Genomic DNA, 18,258 nt, shown 5'->3' on the forward strand with positions numbered 1-18,258 from the left:
CCCCGATCAGACCAGGCGCGAGATGTCCTTGGCCGCGCGGATGAAATCGGCAAAAAGCGGATGCGGATCGAAAGGTTTAGACTTCAGTTCGGGGTGGAACTGCACGCCGATGAACCAGGGGTGATCCGGCCATTCCACGATTTCGGGCAGCTTGCCGTCCGGTGACATGCCGGAAAAGCACAGGCCCGCGCCCTCCAGCTTGTCGCGATACTTGATGTCGACCTCGTAGCGGTGGCGGTGGCGTTCGTCGATTGTCGTGGTGCCGTAGACTTCGGCCACTTTCGAACCGGCGGTGAGCACCGCATCATAGGCGCCAAGGCGCATGGTGCCGCCCTTGTCATCGCCCACCTTGCGCGAGACCTTGGCGTTGCCCTGCACCCATTCCTTGAGGTGGTAGACCACCGGCTCGAAGCGCTTCTTGCCCGCCTCGTGGTCGAATTCCTCGGAGCCGGCGGTCTTGATGTCGGCCACGTTGCGCGCGGCTTCGATCACCGCCATCTGCATGCCGAGGCAGATGCCCAGATAGGGGACTTTCCGCGTGCGGGCGAACTCGGCGGCCTTGATCTTGCCTTCGGTGCCACGCTCGCCGAAGCCGCCGGGCACGAGGATCGCGTGGAAGCCTTCCAGATGCGGGGCCACGTCGTCGGCCTGATCGAAGACCTCGGCATCGACCCACTCGACGCGCACCTTGACGCGATTGGCCATGCCGCCGTGGGTGAGCGCCTCGGCGATGGATTTATAGGCGTCCTCCAGCTGGGTGTATTTGCCGACGATGGCGACCTTGACCTCGCCTTCGGGGTTGTGCACCCGGTCCGAGACATCCTGCCAGACGCTGAGATCGGGCCGCGGGGCGGGGGAGATGTCGAAGGCGTCGAGCACCGCCTGGTCGAGCCCCTGTTCGTGATAGGCGAGCGGCGCATCGTAGATCGTTTTCAGATCATAGGCCGCGACCACCGCCTCCTTGCGCACGTTGCAGAAGAGCGCGATCTTCTCGCGTTCCTTTTCGGGGATCGGATGTTCGGAGCGGCAGACAAGGATGTCGGGCGCGATGCCGATGGACTGAAGCTCCTTGACGGAGTGCTGGGTGGGCTTGGTTTTCAACTCGCCCGAGGCCGCCAGATAGGGCAGCAGCGTCAGATGCATGAAGATGCACTGGCCGCGCGGCTTGTCGTGGCTGTACTGGCGGATCGCCTCGAAAAACGGCAGGCCTTCGATGTCGCCGACGGTGCCGCCGATCTCGCAGAGCATGAAGTCGACCTCGTCGCCGCCGATGTCGAGGAAGGCCTTGATCTCATTGGTGACGTGGGGGACGACCTGGATGGTCTTGCCGAGGTAGTCGCCGCGCCGCTCCTTCTCCAGCACGTTGGAATAGATGCGGCCCGAGGAGACGGAATCGGTCATCCGGGCGGGCACGCCGGTGAAGCGTTCGTAATGGCCCAGGTCGAGGTCGGTCTCGGCGCCGTCATCGGTCACGAAGACCTCGCCATGCTCGAAGGGCGACATGGTGCCGGGATCGACGTTGAGGTAGGGATCCAGCTTGCGCAGCCGCACCGAGAAGCCGCGGGCCTGCAACAGCGCGCCGAGAGCGGCGGACGAGAGCCCCTTGCCAAGGGAGGAGACCACGCCGCCGGTGATGAAGATATAACGTGCCATGGTCCGATATGCTCCCGTGCATTTGGCCGTCAAAAGCCGACCTGATCGGCTGTGAACGTCACAGCTCCACGGGACTTAAGCCTATCAGGATTCGGATGGGGAGCGCAAGACGTGACGCAACATCATGTTGCGAAACATCGCGCATCCGCAAGGGGTTGTAGTCAGAGATTAATCCAGCGTGGGCACCAGCGGCGCGTTGTCATCCGGCCCGGGCGGCAGCAACAGGTCGCCTTCCGGCACCTCCGGCGTGCTGCTGTCATTGAGCGCCGGTGGGGTCACGCCGAGGCGATCCACCACCGACGAGCCGGTGGCGTTTTCCGCCGCGAAGATCGTCAGGGTGATGGACGTGCAGATGAACGCAATCGCCAGCAGCCAGGTCACCTTGCCGAGCGCCGTTGCGGCCGCGCGTCCGGTCATGGCGCCGCCTCCGCCGCCGCCCATCCCCAGGCCACCGCCTTCCGACCGCTGCATCAGTACGACGGCGATCAGGCTCAGCGCCAGGATAAGATGAATGATCAGGACGACGTTTTCCATGAGGGTCCACTGTGGTTCGTGCGCGTTCAGGGGTATCTAGGCAAGTTTGCGGTGGCTCGCAAGGGAGGATTGTCGCGTCGCGGCGGCATATCCACGCGGCAAGACCGCCGCCTGAGGGTTCCGTCGGGCGACGGTCTGTTGAAGCTGTTCTCTCATGCGCCCGATTAAGAGGGTTATCCTGGAATTGAGGCGCTGCAGACTCACTTCGTGCTGTCACGGTACCACGTTTTGCCGGAAAAATCGCGCGCAAATGCGGGCCTGTGGATAACTCCGGCGGCATGGCGCTGGACATCCCGCCAAACGCGCAGCAGAGTTCGGCCATGCCTCATGATCATTCCGACCACCCGCACAGCCTTCTGCCGCCGGATCCTGCCTTGCGCATCAAGGCGCTCGAGACGCTGCTGACCCGCAAGGGGTTGGTGGATCCGGCCGCGCTCGACGCGATCATCGACACCTATGAGACCAAGATCGGGCCGCAGAACGGGGCGCATGTGGTGGCCCGGGCCTGGAGCGATCCGGCGTTCAAGGCGGCGCTGCTGGAGGATGCGACGGCGGTGGTGCGCGCGCTTGGCTATTATGGGCGGCAGGGCGAGCATATGGTGGTGGTTGAGAACACCGAAGACGTGCACAACATGGTCGTCTGTACGCTCTGCAGCTGCTATCCGTGGCCGCTGCTTGGCATTCCGCCGGGGTGGTACAAGTCGGACGCCTATCGCGCGCGGGCCGTGCGCGCGCCCCGGGCGGTGCTGGCGGAGTTCGGGGTCACGCTGCCCCGGGAGACGGCGGTGCGGGTCTGGGATTCGACCGCGGAGGTCCGTTATCTGGTGCTTCCGCAGCGACCCGACGGCACCGAGGGCCTGGACGAGACGGCGCTCAAGGGGCTGGTCACGCGCGACAGCATGATCGGGACCGCCCTGGCGCGGCGCCCGGACGGGGCCGCGGCGCCATGACCCGCATGCACGATATGGGCGGGCGCTACGGCGACGGGCCGGTGATCCCCGAGCCGGAGGGCGTCCTCTTCGATGCCGAGTGGCACAAGCGGGCGCTGGCGGTGACGTTGGCTGCGGGCGCGCATGGGGCGTGGAACATCGATGTGTCGCGCCATGCGCGGGAGCGGCTGTCGCCCGCCGACTACGGGCGGTTTTCCTATTACGAGAAGTGGATGGCCGCGCTGGCCGATCTGCTGGTGGAGGCCGATCTGGTCAGCCGCACGGAACTTGCGGAGGGCGCGCAGGCGGATGCAGCCCCAGTGCCCACGACCCTGACGGCCGACCGGGTCGCGGCGGTGCTGGCGGCGGGCGGGCCGGCCACACGGCCCAGCGATGTGCCGCAGCTGTTTCACGCGTGCGATGCGGTCCGAACCCGAAAGATCGCCGCCAATGTGCTGGTGGACGGGGGGCACACCCGCTTGCCCGCCTATGCCGCGGGCGTGACCGGTCGCATCCTGCGCTGTCACGGCACGCATCTCCTGCCCGACAGCTCCGCCCATCGTCTCGGCGATGCGGCAGAGCCGCTCTATGCGGTGGCGGTCCGTGCCGTGGAGCTGTGGAGCCACCCCGAACATCCGGAGGATGAGGTGGTGCTGGATCTGTGGCAGAGCTATCTGGAGCCCGCATGAGCGGCGCGCCGGAGCCGGTCTTTTCAGAGCCCTGGCATGCGCAGGTGTTCGCGCTGACGGTGCATCTGAATGACGCAGGGCACTTTAGCTGGCCGGAGTGGGCGCAGCGCTTCGGCGCCACCCTGAAACGTCACGGGCTTGCCAAGGATCTCGACGGGGGAGACGATTATTTCAGCGCCTGGCTGGAGACGCTCGAAGCGCTGCTGTCGGAGCGTGATCTCGCGCGGGCAGATCAGGTGGCGGAACTGAGGGCGGCCTGGAAGGCGGCCTATCTCGCAACACCCCACGGCGCGCCGGTCCACCTGGCCGAGGAGCGCGGCGGGGGGCAGGGCTGACCGGACCTTCGGGATCGTCCCGCCCGGCGCAAAGCGCCGGGCAGCGCCCGACCCCCCTCGACGGGGGCGAGGGCGCTCCCCTCCCAATCCGGAGCCTCGATCGACCGTTCAGACCATCGCCCGGCGCGCCTCACGCCACCCGACCCGCCGTGATCCGGGGCTCTGTGCTGCATACCTGCCGCTCGTGCGCCGAGAGTGACAAACACCCGTCCCCGAAAGCAGCCGCGCCCTCACTCGTCGATGTCGTCCACATCCGACTGACCGGAGAGCGCCCGGCGCACGTGGCTCCAGCTCAGCCCGATCCCGAGCACCAGCGACAGCGCGACCAGCCCGAGCCAGACGTTCAGGCTGGAATTGTCCAGACGCAGAATCCCGAGGTCGTGGAACACCCAGATCAGGGCCCCTACCAGCGCCAGCACCAGCATCATGCCGCCCGGCCCGATAGAGCGCAGCGTGGCACGCAGGTAGATGATGTAGCCGATGGCGAGCAGCAGCCCCAGCAGCACGGCGATCGACAGGTTCATCCCGCCATAGTCCTGAACCCATTTGATGTAGTTGTACTTCGTGGGGTTGAACGTCAGCGCCAGCAGCGCAAACGCACAGAACCACCGTGTCAGAAACCCCATTCCGTCTGCTCTCCTGCCGTGCCGTTGCGCAGACCTAAGCCCGCAATGGCGCAAAAGTCTATGCGCAATGCGCAGGGTCTGACGCGCCGGCTTTTTCGCTTTCGCCGTCACCGCTGCGCCGCTATACGGGCGCGGGTTCGAGGAACAGCACAAGGGGATCAGCCATGGCCAACGTAGTCGTCGTCGGCGCGCAATGGGGCGATGAGGGAAAGGGCAAGATCGTGGACTGGCTCTCCGAGCGGGCCGATGTGATTGCCCGGTTCCAGGGCGGCCACAACGCCGGTCACACGCTGGTCATCGACGGAAAGGTCTATAAACTCAACGCTCTGCCGTCGGGTGTGGTGCGGGGCGGCAAGCTGTCCGTGATTGGCAACGGCGTGGTGCTCGACCCCTGGCATCTGCTGGAGGAGATCGAGACCATCCGCGGCCAGGGGGTCGACATCACACCGCAGACCCTGATGATCGCCGAGAACACGCCGCTGATCCTGCCCATTCACGGGGAGCTGGACCGGGCCCGGGAAGAGGCAGCCTCCAAAGGCACCAAGATCGGCACGACCGGGCGCGGCATCGGCCCGGCCTATGAGGACAAGGTGGGGCGGCGCTCGGTCCGCGTGGCCGATCTGGCCGATCCCGCGACGCTGGAGGCGCGGGTGGACCGGGCGCTGCAGCACCACGACCCGCTGCGCAAGGGCCTGGGCATCGCGCCGGTTGACCGCGATGGGCTGATCGCCCGCCTGTCTGAGGTGGCTCCCCACATCCTGCGCTATGCCGCGCCGGTCTGGAACGTGCTGGGGGAGAAGCGCAAGGCGGGGCACCGCATTCTCTTCGAAGGCGCGCAGGGCGCGTTGCTCGACATCGATTTCGGCACCTACCCCTTTGTGACCTCGTCGAATGTGATTGCCGGCCAGGCGGCGACGGGGGTCGGTATCGGGCCCGGGGCGATCAACTACGTGCTGGGCATCGTCAAGGCCTATACGACGCGGGTGGGCGAGGGGCCGTTCCCGACCGAGCTCGACGATGCCGATGGCCAGCGTCTGGGCGAGCGCGGGCGGGAATTCGGCACCGTGACCGGGCGCAAGCGGCGCTGTGGCTGGTTCGATGCGGTGCTGGTCCGTCAGACCTGCGCAACGAGCGGCGTGAACGGGATTGCCCTGACCAAGCTCGATGTTCTCGACGGGTTTGAAACGCTGAAGATCTGCGTGGGCTACGATCTGGACGGCACGCGCATGGACTACCTGCCCACTGCGGCCGATCACCAGGCGCGCTGCACGCCGATTTACGAAGAAATGCCGGGCTGGTCCGACTCCACCGAAGGTGCGCGCAGCTGGGCGGATCTGCCCGCCAACGCCATCAAATACGTGCGGCGGGTCGAGGAGTTGATCAACTGTCCGGTCGCACTACTCTCTACCTCGCCCGAGCGCGAGGACACGATCCTTGTGACGGATCCGTTTTCCGACTGAGAGACCTGATGCCCGTCAGTTACAAAACACGCCGCCGATTGTCGCTGCTGATCCTGCTGGTCGGCCTGCCGATCTACATCGTCGTGGCGGTCTCGGTGATCAACTGGCTGGAGCGCCCCTCCTTGCTGGTGGAGCTGCTGGTCTATGTGGTGTTGGGGATCGTCTGGGCGCTGCCGTTCAAGTTCATCTTCAAGGGCGTTGGCCAGGCTGATCCGGACGGGCCCGAACGCTAGAGGCCCGCGGGCCCGGAGATCGGGCCGCGCCTAGCTGGCGGCGCGTTCGGCGGGTTGGAAGCCGATCGCGTCGGAGGCGGCAAACCGTCCGCCCTCGATCTTCTTGATCTTTCCGGCGCGCAGCAGCTGTCCGAAGCACCGCAGCCCGTCTTCGCGGCTGAATGCGCCGCAGTCGGCCTGGCGCACGCGGGTCATCAGCTGCGGGCGGGAGAAATGCGCGTGCTCCTCGACGAAGGAAAGATAGGCTGCTGCCGCCTCCATCACCTCGGGCAGGGTGGTGGCGCCCACCTCTTCGCTGTAGTCGGCAAAGCCGGTATCCTGCATGAAGTCGGCATCGTCCTCCAGGGTGGCCGCGACGCGGCGGGGTGTGACCGGGTCGCTTGGCGGCGGGGCGTCGGTGTCGATCCGCTGCTCGGCGACCAGTTTCAGCGGCCTTGGCTGCGTCTCCGTCGGGCGTTCGGTGCGCGCGCCCGAGGCTGAGGGGCGCCGGGGTTTGACGACCTCGGCGAGATCGCTGCGGTAGGCCTTGGTGGTGTCTTCCTCGGGCGGGTCTGTCTGCATGGTCTTGTCGGCAAAACGCGCGGCCACGGCGGCCCGCAGATGGGCGAAGGCGCTGCGCCGGGTGGCGCCCTCGGGCTCCTTCATCTGCTGGTCTGCCTCGGCCATCAGCCGCGAGACGTCTTCGGCGCTGTGGGTTTCAACGGCGCGGGGACCCTGCTCCTCGGAGGGGGCCGCGCCGGTCTCGTCGTCGGCGCCGGTGGCGACGGCCTCCAGTTCGCGCTGGAGCGCCTCTTCCTCAGCGGCGGAGAGCACGGGGCGGGTGTTGAACTCCTCCAGATCACCGGCTTCGAGTGCGGCCTCGAGGTCTGCGCGGTCGACCTTCAGGACGCGCCCTTTGACGGGTGCGATCTCAGAGGACAGCTCCTCCGGCACTTCGTCGGGCTCGGCGTCCTGTGCCGTCGGGGGGGTGTCGGTCGCCTCGGGTTCGGGGTCGTCGACGATCTGGTCAAAGAGGTTTTCGTCGATATCATCAGCCTCATCAGCCTCATCAGCCTCATCAGCCTCATCAGCCTCATCAGCCTCATCAGCCTCATCAGCCTCATCAGCGGCACGCGGCTTGTCGGTGGCCTGAGGCTCATCCGTCTCCTCGGGTGCAGGGGGGTCGTCAGGCGCGAGGGTTTCGACGAGCGCGTCAAAGGATGTCTCGATCGCCGTCTCGGGGGAGGCGTCCTCCTCGGCAGTCCGCTCATCCAGCCGGCTGAGCAGGGCGGCAATGTCATCCTCGCCGTCAGCGTCGGGGTCCTGTACCGTTGCAACGGTGTCCGTGTCGCCCGGCTCCTCATCGGCCAGGGCGTCGTCGATGTCCTGTGACCAGGCGGTCAGATCAGCGCTGTCGAGGGGCGCGGTCTCCTGGTCTGCGTCGCGCTCCATCTCCGCTGTGGCGTCGGGGACGTCGATGGCGGGCGGCGTCTCTTCGGAGACATCGTCCTCCTCATAGATCTCGTCGTCATGGCGCGAGACGACATCGCGGATGCGCTGCAGTTTTGCGGCGAGGCTCTCCGAAGACGCGCCGCGCGGTTTCTCGTCCTGCGGCACGGGGGCGGCTGTGTCGAAGGCGGAGAAGGGCGCGGGCGCGTCGAGGTCGACGTCCATTTCGGGCTCGAAGGTGTCCGATGGCGGGCTGTCGGCGAAGAAGGCCTGAGCATCCTGCGCTGCCACATCCAAAACGTCCGACGCGCGGATCTGTTGCGGGGCCGGGGGGTCTTCGTCCGAAGTGTCGGACGGTGCGATGGCCTCATCTTCGAGGTGGTCCTCCGCCTCCGGGGCGTTGTCATCCCCCGGTTCTGCGACGGTGTGCTGGTCTTCCGGCGGCGCGGGGGCCTCGCTTGGCGGGATGGCCTCTGCGATGGGCGTGTGTGTGTCTTCTGCGGCCTCGGCGTGCGCTGCGTCCGGTTGGTCCTCCGCTGCGTCCTCCTCGACGGCGCCGTCATGCTCAGCCTCTGCGACGGCGTGTGGGTCTTCCGGCGGCGCGGCGGCGTCGCTCGGCGGGACGGCCTCTGCGACGGGCGCGTGCGCGTCTTCTGCGGCCTCAGCGAGCGCCGCGTCCAGCTGATCCTCCCATGCGTCCTCCTCGGGGGCGTTGTCACCCTCCGCATCCGCGACGGCATGCTGGTCTTCCAGCGGAGGGGCTGCGTCGTTTTGCGCCGTGGTCTCCGCGACGGGGGCGCCCTCTTGCTCTGTGGCCTCGGGACGCGGCGTGTCCGACTCGTCCGGCGGTGCATCGGCGATGTCGTCCTCGGTGGCGGGGGCGTCCGGGTGCTCTGCCTGTGGCTCCACATGCGCCTCGGCGACAGGTGCGGTGCTCTCATCGACGGCTGCTGCATCCGGTGCGGGCGCCTGCTCTGGTGTTGCGGCAGGAGGGCTCTCCGCTTCGTCTGCCGGTGCCTCGGCGACCGCATCGGCCTGTGCCTCCGGGTGGTCCCGAGGTGTATCTTCAGCGGTGATCGGGGCCTGCGCCTCGGTTGCGCTCTCGGGCTGCGCGGCGTCATCGGAGGGCCCATCCGGATCGCCGGTGGCCGCCTGCGCGGGGGGGTCCTCGGCTGTCGCGGCCGGGGGCCGGGGGAGGGGATCGTCATGCGCCTTGAGCAGAATCTGCCCGTCACGCTCCTGGGCTTCGACGCGGCGGGCGACTTCCCGTTCGGCGATCCGGGCCAGCATATCGGCATCGGGCTGCGGCGGTTCCGCGCCGAAATAGCGGTCATCCGCCGCAAGATCACGAAAGTACTCCGCAATGACCTTCATTGTCCCAAAGGAATCGTCAAAGCCTTCCAGGGTGCAGGAAAACGTTCCATAAGAGACTGTCAAAATCTTGTTGTTCGTCATCATCGGATGCTCATCCTCTGCGCGATCTCAATGGGTCGTTTACCATATCGGACCCGTTCAAACCGGCGCGAATCTGTGCTCATTGCGGTATCATTTCGTGGCAACACTATGTTCTGTTTCCAAAAAGGGCATTAAACTTAGGTGAATACTAAAATTGTAGATAAATCAGCTGCCGTGACCTTGGTCGGAGGCGGGGCGCTGCCGGACGGAGATCTGGCGGCTGCACTGGCGCTTGCACCGACCTGTGTCGCGGTGGATGGCGGTGCGGATGCGGTGCTGGCGGCAGGCGTGTCGCCCGCCGCCGTGATCGGAGATATGGACTCCATCTCGGAGGGCGCTCTGGCCCGGATTCCGGCGGATCGGCAGCACCGGATCGCGGAGCAGGACAGCACCGACTTCGACAAGGCCCTGCGCAGCATCGCGGCGCCTCTGATCGTTGCGGTGGGGTTTTGCGGGTTGCGGATTGACCATCAGCTGGCGGCGATGCACACGCTGGTGATGCGCCCGGATGTGACCTGTCTTCTGGTCGGCGCGGAGGACATCATCTTTCTCTGCCCGCGGCAGCTGCGGATCCCGATGGCGCCCGGCACCCGTGTTTCGCTGTTTCCGATGGGGGCGGTCACGGGGCGGTCCGAGGGGCTGACCTGGCCCATTGAGGGGCTGCAGTTTGCACCGGACGGTGTGTCGGGCACGTCCAACCGCGCGACCGGTGATCTGATGCTGGAGATGGATGCGCCGGCGATGCTGTGTCTGTTGCCGCGCAGCTTTATGGCAGCGGTTGCGGAGATTTTGCAGGCGCTACCAGAGCCCGCGCGGTGGCCCGCTCGCGCAGCACCACGTAGAGCCCCGCAAGCATCGTGATCAGGATGCCCACGGCGGCGAGCGAATTGGGCAGATCCCCGAAGATGACGAAGCCGATCACGGTGGCGAAGGGGATCTCCAGGTACTGCATGGGCGCCAGCGTGGCTGACGGCGCATAGCGCAGCGACCAGGTCATGAGCAGGTGGGCGACGGTCCCCAGAAGACCGATGCTCAGCAGCAGGCTCCACTCATAGGAGCTGACGGCGACGAGCTGCAGGTTCCACAGGCCGCTGTTCTGGAAGATCAGCAGGGTTGGCGCCATCACCGCAATGGCCATCACGCCGCTGACCGCCTGCAGGCTGATCGGGTCGGCGTCGCGGGCGATCTGGCGGGTGACGAGCATGAAGAGGGCGAAATTGACGGCCACCGCGATGGGCAGCAATGCGGGCCAGCCGACCTCCTGAAAGCTGGGCTGGACCACGAGCAGCGTGCCGATGAAACCGACGAGGCAGGCCAGCAGCCGGCGGTGGCCGACCTCTTCCTTCAGGGCGTATTTGCCGAGGATGAGCATGATGAAGGGCATCACGAAGGCGATGGCCACCGCATCGGCGAGCGGCAGGTATTTCAGGGCGGTGACCATGGCGCCGATGCCGAGGATGTGCAGCAGCGTGCGCACGAAGGTCAGTGTCAGCAGGCGTCCGCGCATCTGCCAGACGCGCCCGGTGAGCCAGACCAGCGGGATCAGCACAATGGCCTGCACCGCAAAGCGCACCAGCACCAATTGGCCGACGGGCACGGTCTGTCCGAGGATCTTGGCCACGGCATCGCCAACCGGTGCCAGGATGCAAAATCCAAGCATCAGCATGATACCAAGCAGAGGGCGATCAGCGGTCATTGGCGGACCGTAAAGGCGCCCCTCAATCAATGCAAGAATTGCTTACAAGATGACTCAACTTTCAGCAGTTTGGCACATTCACGGCCAGGCCGCCGAGCGAGGTTTCCTTGTATTTCTCCGCCATGTCCTCGCCGGTCTGCCGCATGGTCTCGATGCAGGCGTCAAGCGGGACGAGATGCGTGCCATCGCCGCGCAGGCTGAGCGAGGCGGCGGAGACGGCCTTGATCGCGCCCAGACCGTTGCGTTCGATGCATGGCACCTGCACCAGGCCTTTCACGGGGTCGCAGGTCATGCCCAGGTGGTGCTCCAGCGCGATCTCGGCGGCGTTTTCCACCTGTTCCGGCGTGCCGCCCATCACCGCGCAGAGCCCGGCGGCGGCCATGGCGGCCGCGGAGCCCACTTCGGCCTGGCAGCCGGCTTCGGCGCCGGAGATCGAGGCGTTGTATTTCACCAGCCCTCCGATGGCGGCGGCCGTGAGCAGGAAGTCCTCCACATGGGCCTCCGAGGCGCCGGGCACGTGGTCGAGATAGTAGCGCAGGGTCGCGGGCAGCACGCCCGCGGCCCCGTTGGTGGGGGCGGTGACGACCTGGCCCCCGGCGGCGTTCTCCTCGTTCACGGCCATCGCATAAACGCTCATCCAGTCGTTGATCGTATGCGGCGGGGTGAGGTTCATGCCGCGCTCGGCCATCAGCTTGTCGTGGATGCCCTTGGCGCGGCGCTTGACCATGAGACCGCCGGGCAGGGTGCCTTCGGTGCTGAGTCCGCGGTCGATACAGTCGTTCATCACCTGCCAGAGGCGCTGCGTGCCCGTCTTCAACCCCTCGGCGCCGCCGCGCGAGATTTCGTTGGCGCGTTTCATCGCGGCGATCGAGCGGCCCGAGGCCGCGGCCATCTCCAGCATCTGGGCGGCGGTCTTGAACGGGAACGGAACGGGTGCGCCGTCGTCGGTGTCCTTGCCGGCGGCAAGCTCGGCCTCCGTCATCACGAAGCCGCCGCCGATGGAGTAGTAGGTCTCGCGCAGGATCACGTCGCCCTGGGCGTCCGTGGCCATCAGCATCATGCCATTGGCGTGGCCCTCAAGCGGTGTGTCGAAGTCGAAGATGAGGTCGCTGGCCGGGTCGAAGGCAAGCTCCGGCAGGCCCGCAGGCCGGATGCTCTTGCGCGCCTTGATCTCGTCCAGTGCCGCGTCGGCCTTCTCGCGGTCATAGGTGTCGGGCACGAAGCCCGCAAGCCCGAGAATGGTGGCGCGGTCGGTCGCGTGGCCCACGCCGGTGAAGGCGAGCGAGCCGTGCAGCGAGGCGCGCAGCCCGGCAAAGGCAAAGGGCGAGGCGCGCATCAGGTCGAGAAAGCGGCCCGCGGCCACCATCGGGCCCATCGTGTGCGAGGAGGAGGGGCCGATGCCGACCTTGAACATCTCGAAGACGGAGAGGAACATCTAAAGAGCGCTTCCTTCTGAGGGCGTCGGCGCCTGCGGCGCGGTGAATGGTGTCGGGCCGAGGCCTTCCGCCGCCTGGGCGGCGCGGGTGCTGGCGCGGGTCTCCAACATGAGCGACATGTGGTGCAGCCGGGGGAAAGAGGCAAGGGCAAACCAGCCCGGATCGCTGTCGCGCGGATAGAGCTGCAGCCAGCGCAGCATCGGGCCGAGGTAGAGGTCGAGCACCGAGGGCGCTTCGCCCGGCGTCCAATGGCTGTCGAGGATCTCCAGGCATCGGAGGATGTTGGCGCGGGTCCGATCGCGCAGCCGCGCCTGATCGTCGGCGCCGGGGCCGACGTAGGCCGACGGGTAGAACAGCATCCGCAGCGCGGGGTGCAGCGTGTTGGAGAGGTAGAACAACCATTTCAGGGTCGTGCCGCGCGCGGGACTGTTGGGGGCCGGGGCGAGATGCCCGTGCCGGTCGGCGAGCCAGAGCAGGATGGCGCCGGTTTCGAACAGGGGGCCCTCCGGCGTCTCCAGCGCGGGGATCAGACCCGCGGGGTTGAGCGCCAGATGGGCCGGTGCGCGCTGCGCGGCGGTGCGGCGGTCCACAAGATGCGTGCGGTAGGGCAGCGAGAGCTCCTCGAGGGCCAGGCGCACGACGAGCGAGGCATTGTCGGGCGCGTAATGCAATATGTAACGGGGTGCGGCCATACTGGGCGCATAGCGCGATTCCCCCTTCAGTGGCTTGCGAAAAGCGACGCTTTGCAGCGCGCGGCGGATCTGGCGCGACGGGTGGGTCGTCTGCCGACCGGCTCCGCTGGTCGGCCCGGCTCTTCCGCCGGGCAGCGCCCGACCCCCCTCGATGGGGGAGAGGGCGCTTCTTCTCCTCCGAACACTGCCCTGGGGCCCTGTCGCGGTCGGGTCCGGGATCTGCCGAAGAGGGCGCAGGCCCCGGGCTGACCGACCGTCCGAAATCAGCCCTCGCACTGCCTGCGCGAGTTTCCTATAAGGCGGCAAACGGCTGCCCAAGGAGTCCTGCCCATGCCCTCCGACCTCTCCCCCATCGACAAGGCCAAGTTCGTCGCCGCAAAGCGCGCCGCGCAGATGGTGGAGCGCGGGATGCGCGTGGGGCTCGGCACCGGCTCCACCGCCGTCTGGCTGGTGCGCTGTCTCGGCGAGATGGTCCGCGAGGGCGGCCTCGACTTCAAGGCCGTGCCCACCTCCAGCCAGACCGCGGCCCTGGCCCGCGAAGTCGGCATCGACGTGATCACCCTCGAGGAGGCCAAGTGGCTCGATCTGACGATCGACGGGGCCGACGAATTCGACGGGCAATTCGACCTGATCAAGGGCGGCGGCGGCGCGCATCTGCAGGAGAAGATCGTTGCCACCGCCTCGGACCGCATGGTGGTCATTGCGGACGCAGGCAAGGCGGTCGAAACCCTGGGCGCCTTCCCGCTGCCTGTGGAGGTGATCCCCTTCGGCTGGCAGGCCACGCAGGCGCTGGTGGAGGAAACGCTCACCTCGATGGACGTGCTAGGCCGGGAGACGGTGCTGCGCCTGAAGGGCGATGCCCCGTTCCGCACCGATGAGGGCAACCACATCCTCGATCTGCACCTCAAGCGCATCGGCAATGCGCGGCAGCTGGCGGTGGCGCTCAACCAGATCCCGGGCGTCGTGGAAAACGGCCTCTTCATCGGCATCTGCGATCAGGTCATCGTCGGCTACGGAGACGGCCGGACCGAGGTGCGCGACGTCGACAAGGGTACCATCGAAACCGGACGGCTCGAGTTCGTCGAGAGCGACAACCTCTTCGCCGACCTGTCCGACTGAGGCACCGCCGGCGTGGGGCCCACGGAATGTGGTAAAGCTGCGCCACCTGCTTATATAGAGGTCTCCAAGACCGAAAGACCCTGAAAGGCCACGCCGATGAGCGACTTTGACTATGATCTCTTTGTCATCGGCGGAGGATCGGGCGGCGTGCGGGCGGCGCGTGTGGCCGCAGGCGAGGCCGGCGCCAAGGTGGCGCTTGCCGAAGACGACCGCTATGGCGGGACCTGCGTGATCCGCGGCTGCGTGCCGAAAAAGCTGATGGTCTTTGCCAGCGAATATGCCGGCGTGGTCGAGGATGCGGCCTCCTATGGTTGGGATCTCAAGCAGGGGCCCTTCGACTGGCACTCCTTCCAGTCGCGCCTCAACACCGAGTTGGACCGGCTCGAACAGGTCTATCGCGATCTGCTGAAGGGCTCAGGGGTCGATACGTTCGATGCGCGGGCCACCGTCGCCGGGCCGCATGAGGTCAAGCTGTCGACGGGCGAGACCAAGAGCGCCAAGCACATCCTTGTCGCCACGGGCGGGCACCCGGTGCGGCCGAACCTGCCGAACGCGCATCTGGGGATCGTTTCGGACGACATCTTTCACCTTGAAAGCCTGCCCAAATCGCTGCTGATCGTGGGCGGCGGCTATATCGCCTGCGAGTTCGCCTGCATCATGCACGGGCTGGGCGTCGAGGTGACGCAATATTATCGCGGGGCGCAGATCCTGCGTGGCTTTGACGATGAGGCGCGCGGGCTGGTGGCGGAATCGATGCGCGAGCGTGGGATTGATCTGCGCGTGGGCACCAATATCGTGGAGATGGCGCCCGCCAGTGACGACCACACCGCGAGCTGGACGGGCACCGCTTCGGATGCGGCGATGGGCGCCGATGCCAAGCAGCGCCAGGAGATGCAGCAGGAGGCCGAGGCGGCGCGCGGCCCGATCTGGGTCAAATCGACCAATGGCGGCGAGCGGGTCTTCGATATGGTCCTGTTCGCAACGGGGCGCGACCCGAATACGGCGGACATGGGGCTCGAAGAGGTTGGTGTGAAGCTGGGCCGCCGCGGACAGATCGAAGTGGACAAGTACAGCCAGACCGCCGTACCGTCGATCTATGCCATCGGCGATGTGACCGACCGGGTGAACCTGACGCCCGTCGCGATCCGCGAGGGCATGGCGTTTGTGGAGACGGTGTTCAAGGGCAACCCGACGCCGGTCGATCACGCGTTGATCCCCTCGGCGATTTTCACCCAGCCCGAGATGGGCACGGTGGGGCTCAGCGAGGAAGACGCCCGCGATCAGGAGGCGGTGGAGGTCTATTGCACCTCCTTCCGTCCGATGCAGACCGCCTTTGCGGGGCGGTCCGACCGGGTGCTGATGAAGCTGGTGGTGTCGCAGGCCTCGCGGAAGGTTTTGGGCTGTCACATCGTCGCACCGCATGCGGGCGAGATGATCCAGCTCGCGGGGGTTGCGGTCAAGATGGGTGCGACCAAAGAGGATTTCGACCGCACGGTCGCGGTGCATCCCACGATGTCGGAAGAGATCGTGACGATGCGGACACCCATGCGCACGGCTTGAATTTCGCGCAACCGCGCGTACCTATGGCATGATTTTCAATCGCAGAGATACGCGATTTAGGAGGGAAAGAGACTGAATGGCTGGGAATAATGGCGGCCCCTGGGGGGGCGGCGGTGGAAACTCTGACGATGATGGGCCGCGCCGACCGAACGGCGGCAGAGGCGGCGGCGGTCCCCGGGGACCGGGCGGAGAGGGACCACAGATCCCGGAAATCGACGAGCTGGTCAAGAAGGGCCAGGAGCGTCTGCGTGTCCTGATGGGCGGCAAGGGCGGCGGTGGTGGCACCGGCGGTTCGGGCGGCGGCGGGGGCCCGGCGTTTACCCGGGGGACCGTCGGGCTGGTCGTGGTCGGCGCGGTGGTGGCCTGGGGGCTTGCGAGCTTCTACACGGTGGCGCCGGAAGAACAGTCGGTCGAGCTGTTTCTGGGCGAGTATTACGCGACCGGCAACCCGGGTCTGAACTTTGCGCCCTGGCCGCTGGTCACGGCGGAGGTGCTGCCGGTGACCCGTGAGCAGACCGAGGACATCGGCGCGCGTGTGGACAGCGGGCTGATGCTGACGACCGATGAAAACATCATCGACATCGACTTCCAGGTGGTCTGGAACATCAACGACCCGGCCAAGTTCCTGTTCAACCTCGCGGAAGCGCAGGAGACGATCCGCGCGGTGTCGGAATCGGCGATGCGCGAGGTGATCGCCCGCAACGAGCTGGCACCGATCCTCAACCGCGACCGTCAGGTCATCGCCGATGAGGCGGAGCAGCTCATTCAGGGCACGCTCGACGCCTATGACAGCGGCGTGAACATCGTGCGTCTCAACCTCGACAAGGCCGACCCGCCGCGCGAGGTGATCGACAGCTTCCGCGAAGTGCAGGCCGCCGAGCAGGAACGCGACCGGCTGGAGCGTCAGGCGGATGCCTATGCCAACCGGGTGACCGCGGGTGCGCGCGGTGAGGCCGCCAGTCTGCTGGAGCAGGCCGAAGCCTATCGGGCGCAGCAGGTGAACGAGGCGCAGGGTGAGGCCGCGCGCTTTGTCTCCGTTCTGGAGGAGTATTCCAAAGCGCCGGAGGTGACCCGCAAACGTCTCTATCTGGAGACCATGGAGCGCGTCTTTGGCGATGTGGACAAGATCATTCTGGAGAATGATCTGGGTGGCGGCAACGGCGGGCAGGGCGTTGTGCCCTATCTGCCGCTGAATGAGCTGCGCCGTGGCACGGCTGCTGCAGGAGGGACGAACTGATGCGTGCTGGAAAGTTTTTGCTGCCCATCGTGGTGATTGCCATCGTCGGCCTGCTGAGCTCGGTCTTTATCGTGGATGAACGCGAAAAGGCGCTGGTGCTGCAGTTCGGCCAGATCAAATCGATCAAGGAAGACCCCGGGCTCGCCTTCAAGATCCCATTGATCCAGGATGTGGTCCGCTATGACGACCGGATCCTGTCGCTGGATACCGAAGTCACCGAGGTCACGCCTTCGGATGACCGGCGCCTCGTCGTCGATGCCTTTGCGCGCTATCGGATTTCGGATGTCACGCGGTTCAGGCAGGCTGTGGGTGTCGGTGGCCTGCGCGCCGCTGAAGACCGGTTGGAGGGTATTCTGAACCCGACCATCCGGGCGGTGCTTGGTTCGGACGGGGTGACGTCGAACACCATCCTGTCGGCGGATCGGGCGCAGCTGATGGCGCGGATCACCGAGCAGGCGCGGTTGCGCGCCATGCCGCTGGGCCTCGAGGTTGTCGATGTGCGCTTGAAGCAGACCAACCTGCCGGAGCAGAACCTCGATGCTACTTTCGCGCGGATGCGTGCGGAACGGGAGCGCGAGGCGGCGGACGAGATCGCCCGTGGTGAGGAAGCCGCACAGCGGGTGCGGGCCCTGGCGGACCGGACCGTGGTCGAACTGACCTCGGATGCCTCACGCGAGGCCGAGATCATCCGCGGTCAGGCCGATGCGGAGCGCAACGCGATCTTTGCCGAAGCCTTTGGCGCGGACCCGGAATTCTTCGAATTCTACCGCTCGCTGACGGCCTATGAGCGCGCCCTGCGTGGCACCAACTCCACCATGGTGCTGTCGCCTGATTCGGAGTTCTTCAACTACCTGCGCTCGGATCAGGGTCTGCGGTCGGAAGAAGGTGAGCTGCGGTGAGCACGCTGCTGCTTGCCCTCGGGCTTGTCATGATTGTGGAGGGGCTGGCCTATGCGCTGGCCCCTTCGCTTATCGAGCGGATGCTGGAGGCTTTGCGGGCCTTGCCGGAGAGCGCGGTGCGGCAGCTGGGGCTGCTGATCGTGGTCAGCGGATTTATCCTCGTCTGGTTCGCCGTGCAGCTCGGGGCGGGGCTGGGATAGGCGGCAAAGCGGTGCTTTGTGCCGCCTCTGCGTTCACGCACCGGTCACGGAGTATTGAAACTGTGACACTCTGATAC

18 protein-coding genes are annotated in these 18,258 nt (G+C 66.5%); 11 read left to right on the plus strand and 7 right to left on the minus strand.

The features are described 5' to 3' along the window. Window positions 1-6 precede the first annotated feature (6 nt). Both Q1A71_RS13525 and secG read right to left on the minus strand, forming a co-directional pair. Window positions 7-1,653 (minus strand): CTP synthase, encoded by a 1,647-nt coding sequence (locus Q1A71_RS13525; RefSeq protein WP_299676935.1) that lies wholly within the window; start codon window positions 1,651-1,653, stop codon window positions 7-9. A gap of 168 nt (window positions 1,654-1,821) precedes the next feature. Continuing rightward, on the minus strand, window positions 1,822-2,187 hold the full coding sequence (gene secG, locus Q1A71_RS13530) for a preprotein translocase subunit SecG (protein ID WP_299676938.1): 366 nt from the start codon (window positions 2,185-2,187) through the stop codon (window positions 1,822-1,824). Window positions 2,188-2,507: 320 nt separating this feature from the next. Between secG and nthA the strand changes: the two genes are divergently transcribed. Genes nthA through Q1A71_RS13545 form a run of 3 tightly spaced genes read left to right on the plus strand, consistent with a single transcriptional unit; the run spans window position 2,508 to window position 4,140 of the window. Next, a complete protein-coding gene (gene nthA, locus Q1A71_RS13535; RefSeq protein ID WP_299677054.1) occupies window positions 2,508-3,137 on the plus strand; it encodes a nitrile hydratase subunit alpha in 630 nt (209 codons plus the stop codon). Continuing rightward, window positions 3,134-3,805, plus strand: a complete 672-nt coding sequence (nthB, locus tag Q1A71_RS13540) for a nitrile hydratase subunit beta (RefSeq protein ID WP_299676941.1) — start codon at window positions 3,134-3,136, stop codon at window positions 3,803-3,805. Before nthA ends, nthB begins: the two co-directional genes overlap by 4 nt. Further along, window positions 3,802-4,140, plus strand: a complete 339-nt coding sequence (locus tag Q1A71_RS13545; RefSeq protein WP_299676944.1) for a nitrile hydratase accessory protein — start codon at window positions 3,802-3,804, stop codon at window positions 4,138-4,140. Before nthB ends, Q1A71_RS13545 begins: the two co-directional genes overlap by 4 nt. A 230-nt stretch (window positions 4,141-4,370) precedes the next feature. On the opposite strand, the gene Q1A71_RS13550 is transcribed toward Q1A71_RS13545, so the two are convergent. Next, on the minus strand, window positions 4,371-4,766 hold the full coding sequence (locus Q1A71_RS13550) for a DUF6524 family protein (protein WP_299676946.1): 396 nt from the start codon (window positions 4,764-4,766) through the stop codon (window positions 4,371-4,373). A 164-nt stretch (window positions 4,767-4,930) separates the two neighbouring features. Between Q1A71_RS13550 and Q1A71_RS13555 the strand changes: the two genes are divergently transcribed. Both Q1A71_RS13555 and Q1A71_RS13560 read left to right on the plus strand, forming a co-directional pair. Beyond that, window positions 4,931-6,226 (plus strand): adenylosuccinate synthase, encoded by a 1,296-nt coding sequence (locus Q1A71_RS13555; protein WP_299676949.1) that lies wholly within the window; start codon window positions 4,931-4,933, stop codon window positions 6,224-6,226. Window positions 6,227-6,234: 8 nt separating this feature from the next. Then, window positions 6,235-6,459, plus strand: coding sequence for a DUF2842 domain-containing protein (locus Q1A71_RS13560; RefSeq protein WP_299676951.1), 225 nt, complete (start codon window positions 6,235-6,237; stop codon window positions 6,457-6,459). Window positions 6,460-6,489: 30 nt separating this feature from the next. Here Q1A71_RS13560 and Q1A71_RS13565 read toward each other — a convergent pair whose 3' ends face one another. Further along, window positions 6,490-9,342 (minus strand): hypothetical protein, encoded by a 2,853-nt coding sequence (locus Q1A71_RS13565; protein WP_299676953.1) that lies wholly within the window; start codon window positions 9,340-9,342, stop codon window positions 6,490-6,492. A gap of 174 nt (window positions 9,343-9,516) precedes the next feature. Here Q1A71_RS13565 and Q1A71_RS13570 point away from each other — a divergent pair, with 174 nt between their 5' ends. After that, window positions 9,517-10,203: a thiamine diphosphokinase gene (locus Q1A71_RS13570; RefSeq protein WP_299676955.1), complete on the plus strand. Its 687-nt coding sequence runs from the start codon at window positions 9,517-9,519 to the stop codon at window positions 10,201-10,203. Here Q1A71_RS13570 and Q1A71_RS13575 read toward each other — a convergent pair. The 3 genes from Q1A71_RS13575 to Q1A71_RS13585 all read right to left on the minus strand — a co-directional run bounded on the left by Q1A71_RS13575 (window position 10,109) and on the right by Q1A71_RS13585 (window position 13,166). Further along, window positions 10,109-11,038 carry a DMT family transporter gene (locus Q1A71_RS13575; RefSeq protein WP_299676957.1) on the minus strand — a complete coding sequence of 310 codons (930 nt, stop codon included), beginning with the start codon at window positions 11,036-11,038 and terminating at the stop codon, window positions 10,109-10,111. The two genes, Q1A71_RS13570 and Q1A71_RS13575, sit on opposite strands and share 95 nt — an antisense overlap. 61 nt (window positions 11,039-11,099) lie before the next feature. Further along, entirely contained in the window at window positions 11,100-12,473 is a 1,374-nt protein-coding gene (locus Q1A71_RS13580; protein ID WP_299676959.1) for an L-serine ammonia-lyase, read from the minus strand. After that, a complete protein-coding gene (locus Q1A71_RS13585; protein ID WP_299676962.1) occupies window positions 12,474-13,166 on the minus strand; it encodes a glutathione S-transferase family protein in 693 nt (230 codons plus the stop codon). Window positions 13,167-13,496: 330 nt separating this feature from the next. Here Q1A71_RS13585 and rpiA point away from each other — a divergent pair, with 330 nt between their 5' ends. From rpiA to Q1A71_RS13610, 5 genes are all read left to right on the plus strand, one after another. Beyond that, entirely contained in the window at window positions 13,497-14,285 is a 789-nt protein-coding gene (gene rpiA / locus Q1A71_RS13590; protein WP_299676964.1) for a ribose-5-phosphate isomerase RpiA, read from the plus strand. A gap of 96 nt (window positions 14,286-14,381) precedes the next feature. Beyond that, complete coding sequence (locus tag Q1A71_RS13595; protein WP_299676967.1) at window positions 14,382-15,845, plus strand: FAD-dependent oxidoreductase; 1,464 nt, start codon at window positions 14,382-14,384, stop codon at window positions 15,843-15,845. Window positions 15,846-15,921: 76 nt separating this feature from the next. Next, window positions 15,922-17,082: an FtsH protease activity modulator HflK gene (gene hflK / locus Q1A71_RS13600; RefSeq protein WP_299676970.1), complete on the plus strand. Its 1,161-nt coding sequence runs from the start codon at window positions 15,922-15,924 to the stop codon at window positions 17,080-17,082. Further along, window positions 17,082-17,981 carry a protease modulator HflC gene (locus Q1A71_RS13605; protein ID WP_299676973.1) on the plus strand — a complete coding sequence of 300 codons (900 nt, stop codon included), beginning with the start codon at window positions 17,082-17,084 and terminating at the stop codon, window positions 17,979-17,981. Before hflK ends, Q1A71_RS13605 begins: the two co-directional genes overlap by 1 nt. Continuing rightward, on the plus strand, window positions 17,978-18,181 hold the full coding sequence (locus Q1A71_RS13610) for a DUF2065 domain-containing protein (protein ID WP_299676975.1): 204 nt from the start codon (window positions 17,978-17,980) through the stop codon (window positions 18,179-18,181). The genes Q1A71_RS13605 and Q1A71_RS13610 overlap by 4 nt, the downstream gene beginning before the upstream one ends. Window positions 18,182-18,258: the final 77 nt, after the last annotated feature.

Source organism: uncultured Roseobacter sp., assembly GCF_947493125.1.
In the GTDB taxonomy this organism is placed as follows: Bacteria; Pseudomonadota; Alphaproteobacteria; order Rhodobacterales; family Rhodobacteraceae; genus Roseobacter.

Excerpts from the sequence above, each read along its gene's own strand:
- hflK (WP_299676970.1), top strand. The coding sequence starts at position 15,922 with ATGGCTGGGAATAATGGCGGCCCCTGGGGGGGCGGCGGTGGAAACTCT.
- Q1A71_RS13580 (WP_299676959.1), bottom strand. The coding sequence starts at position 12,473 with ATGTTCCTCTCCGTCTTCGAGATGTTCAAGGTCGGCATCGGCCCCTCC.
- Q1A71_RS13605 (WP_299676973.1), top strand. The coding sequence starts at position 17,082 with ATGCGTGCTGGAAAGTTTTTGCTGCCCATCGTGGTGATTGCCATCGTC.
- Q1A71_RS13585 (WP_299676962.1), bottom strand. The coding sequence starts at position 13,166 with ATGGCCGCACCCCGTTACATATTGCATTACGCGCCCGACAATGCCTCG.
- rpiA (WP_299676964.1), top strand. The coding sequence starts at position 13,497 with ATGCCCTCCGACCTCTCCCCCATCGACAAGGCCAAGTTCGTCGCCGCA.
- secG (WP_299676938.1), bottom strand. The coding sequence starts at position 2,187 with ATGGAAAACGTCGTCCTGATCATTCATCTTATCCTGGCGCTGAGCCTG.
- Q1A71_RS13565 (WP_299676953.1), bottom strand. The coding sequence starts at position 9,342 with ATGACGAACAACAAGATTTTGACAGTCTCTTATGGAACGTTTTCCTGC.
- Q1A71_RS13525 (WP_299676935.1), bottom strand. The coding sequence starts at position 1,653 with ATGGCACGTTATATCTTCATCACCGGCGGCGTGGTCTCCTCCCTTGGC.
- nthB (WP_299676941.1), top strand. The coding sequence starts at position 3,134 with ATGACCCGCATGCACGATATGGGCGGGCGCTACGGCGACGGGCCGGTG.
- nthA (WP_299677054.1), top strand. The coding sequence starts at position 2,508 with ATGCCTCATGATCATTCCGACCACCCGCACAGCCTTCTGCCGCCGGAT.
- Q1A71_RS13545 (WP_299676944.1), top strand. The coding sequence starts at position 3,802 with ATGAGCGGCGCGCCGGAGCCGGTCTTTTCAGAGCCCTGGCATGCGCAG.
- Q1A71_RS13555 (WP_299676949.1), top strand. The coding sequence starts at position 4,931 with ATGGCCAACGTAGTCGTCGTCGGCGCGCAATGGGGCGATGAGGGAAAG.
- Q1A71_RS13550 (WP_299676946.1), bottom strand. The coding sequence starts at position 4,766 with ATGGGGTTTCTGACACGGTGGTTCTGTGCGTTTGCGCTGCTGGCGCTG.
- Q1A71_RS13595 (WP_299676967.1), top strand. The coding sequence starts at position 14,382 with ATGAGCGACTTTGACTATGATCTCTTTGTCATCGGCGGAGGATCGGGC.
- Q1A71_RS13560 (WP_299676951.1), top strand. The coding sequence starts at position 6,235 with ATGCCCGTCAGTTACAAAACACGCCGCCGATTGTCGCTGCTGATCCTG.
- Q1A71_RS13575 (WP_299676957.1), bottom strand. The coding sequence starts at position 11,038 with ATGACCGCTGATCGCCCTCTGCTTGGTATCATGCTGATGCTTGGATTT.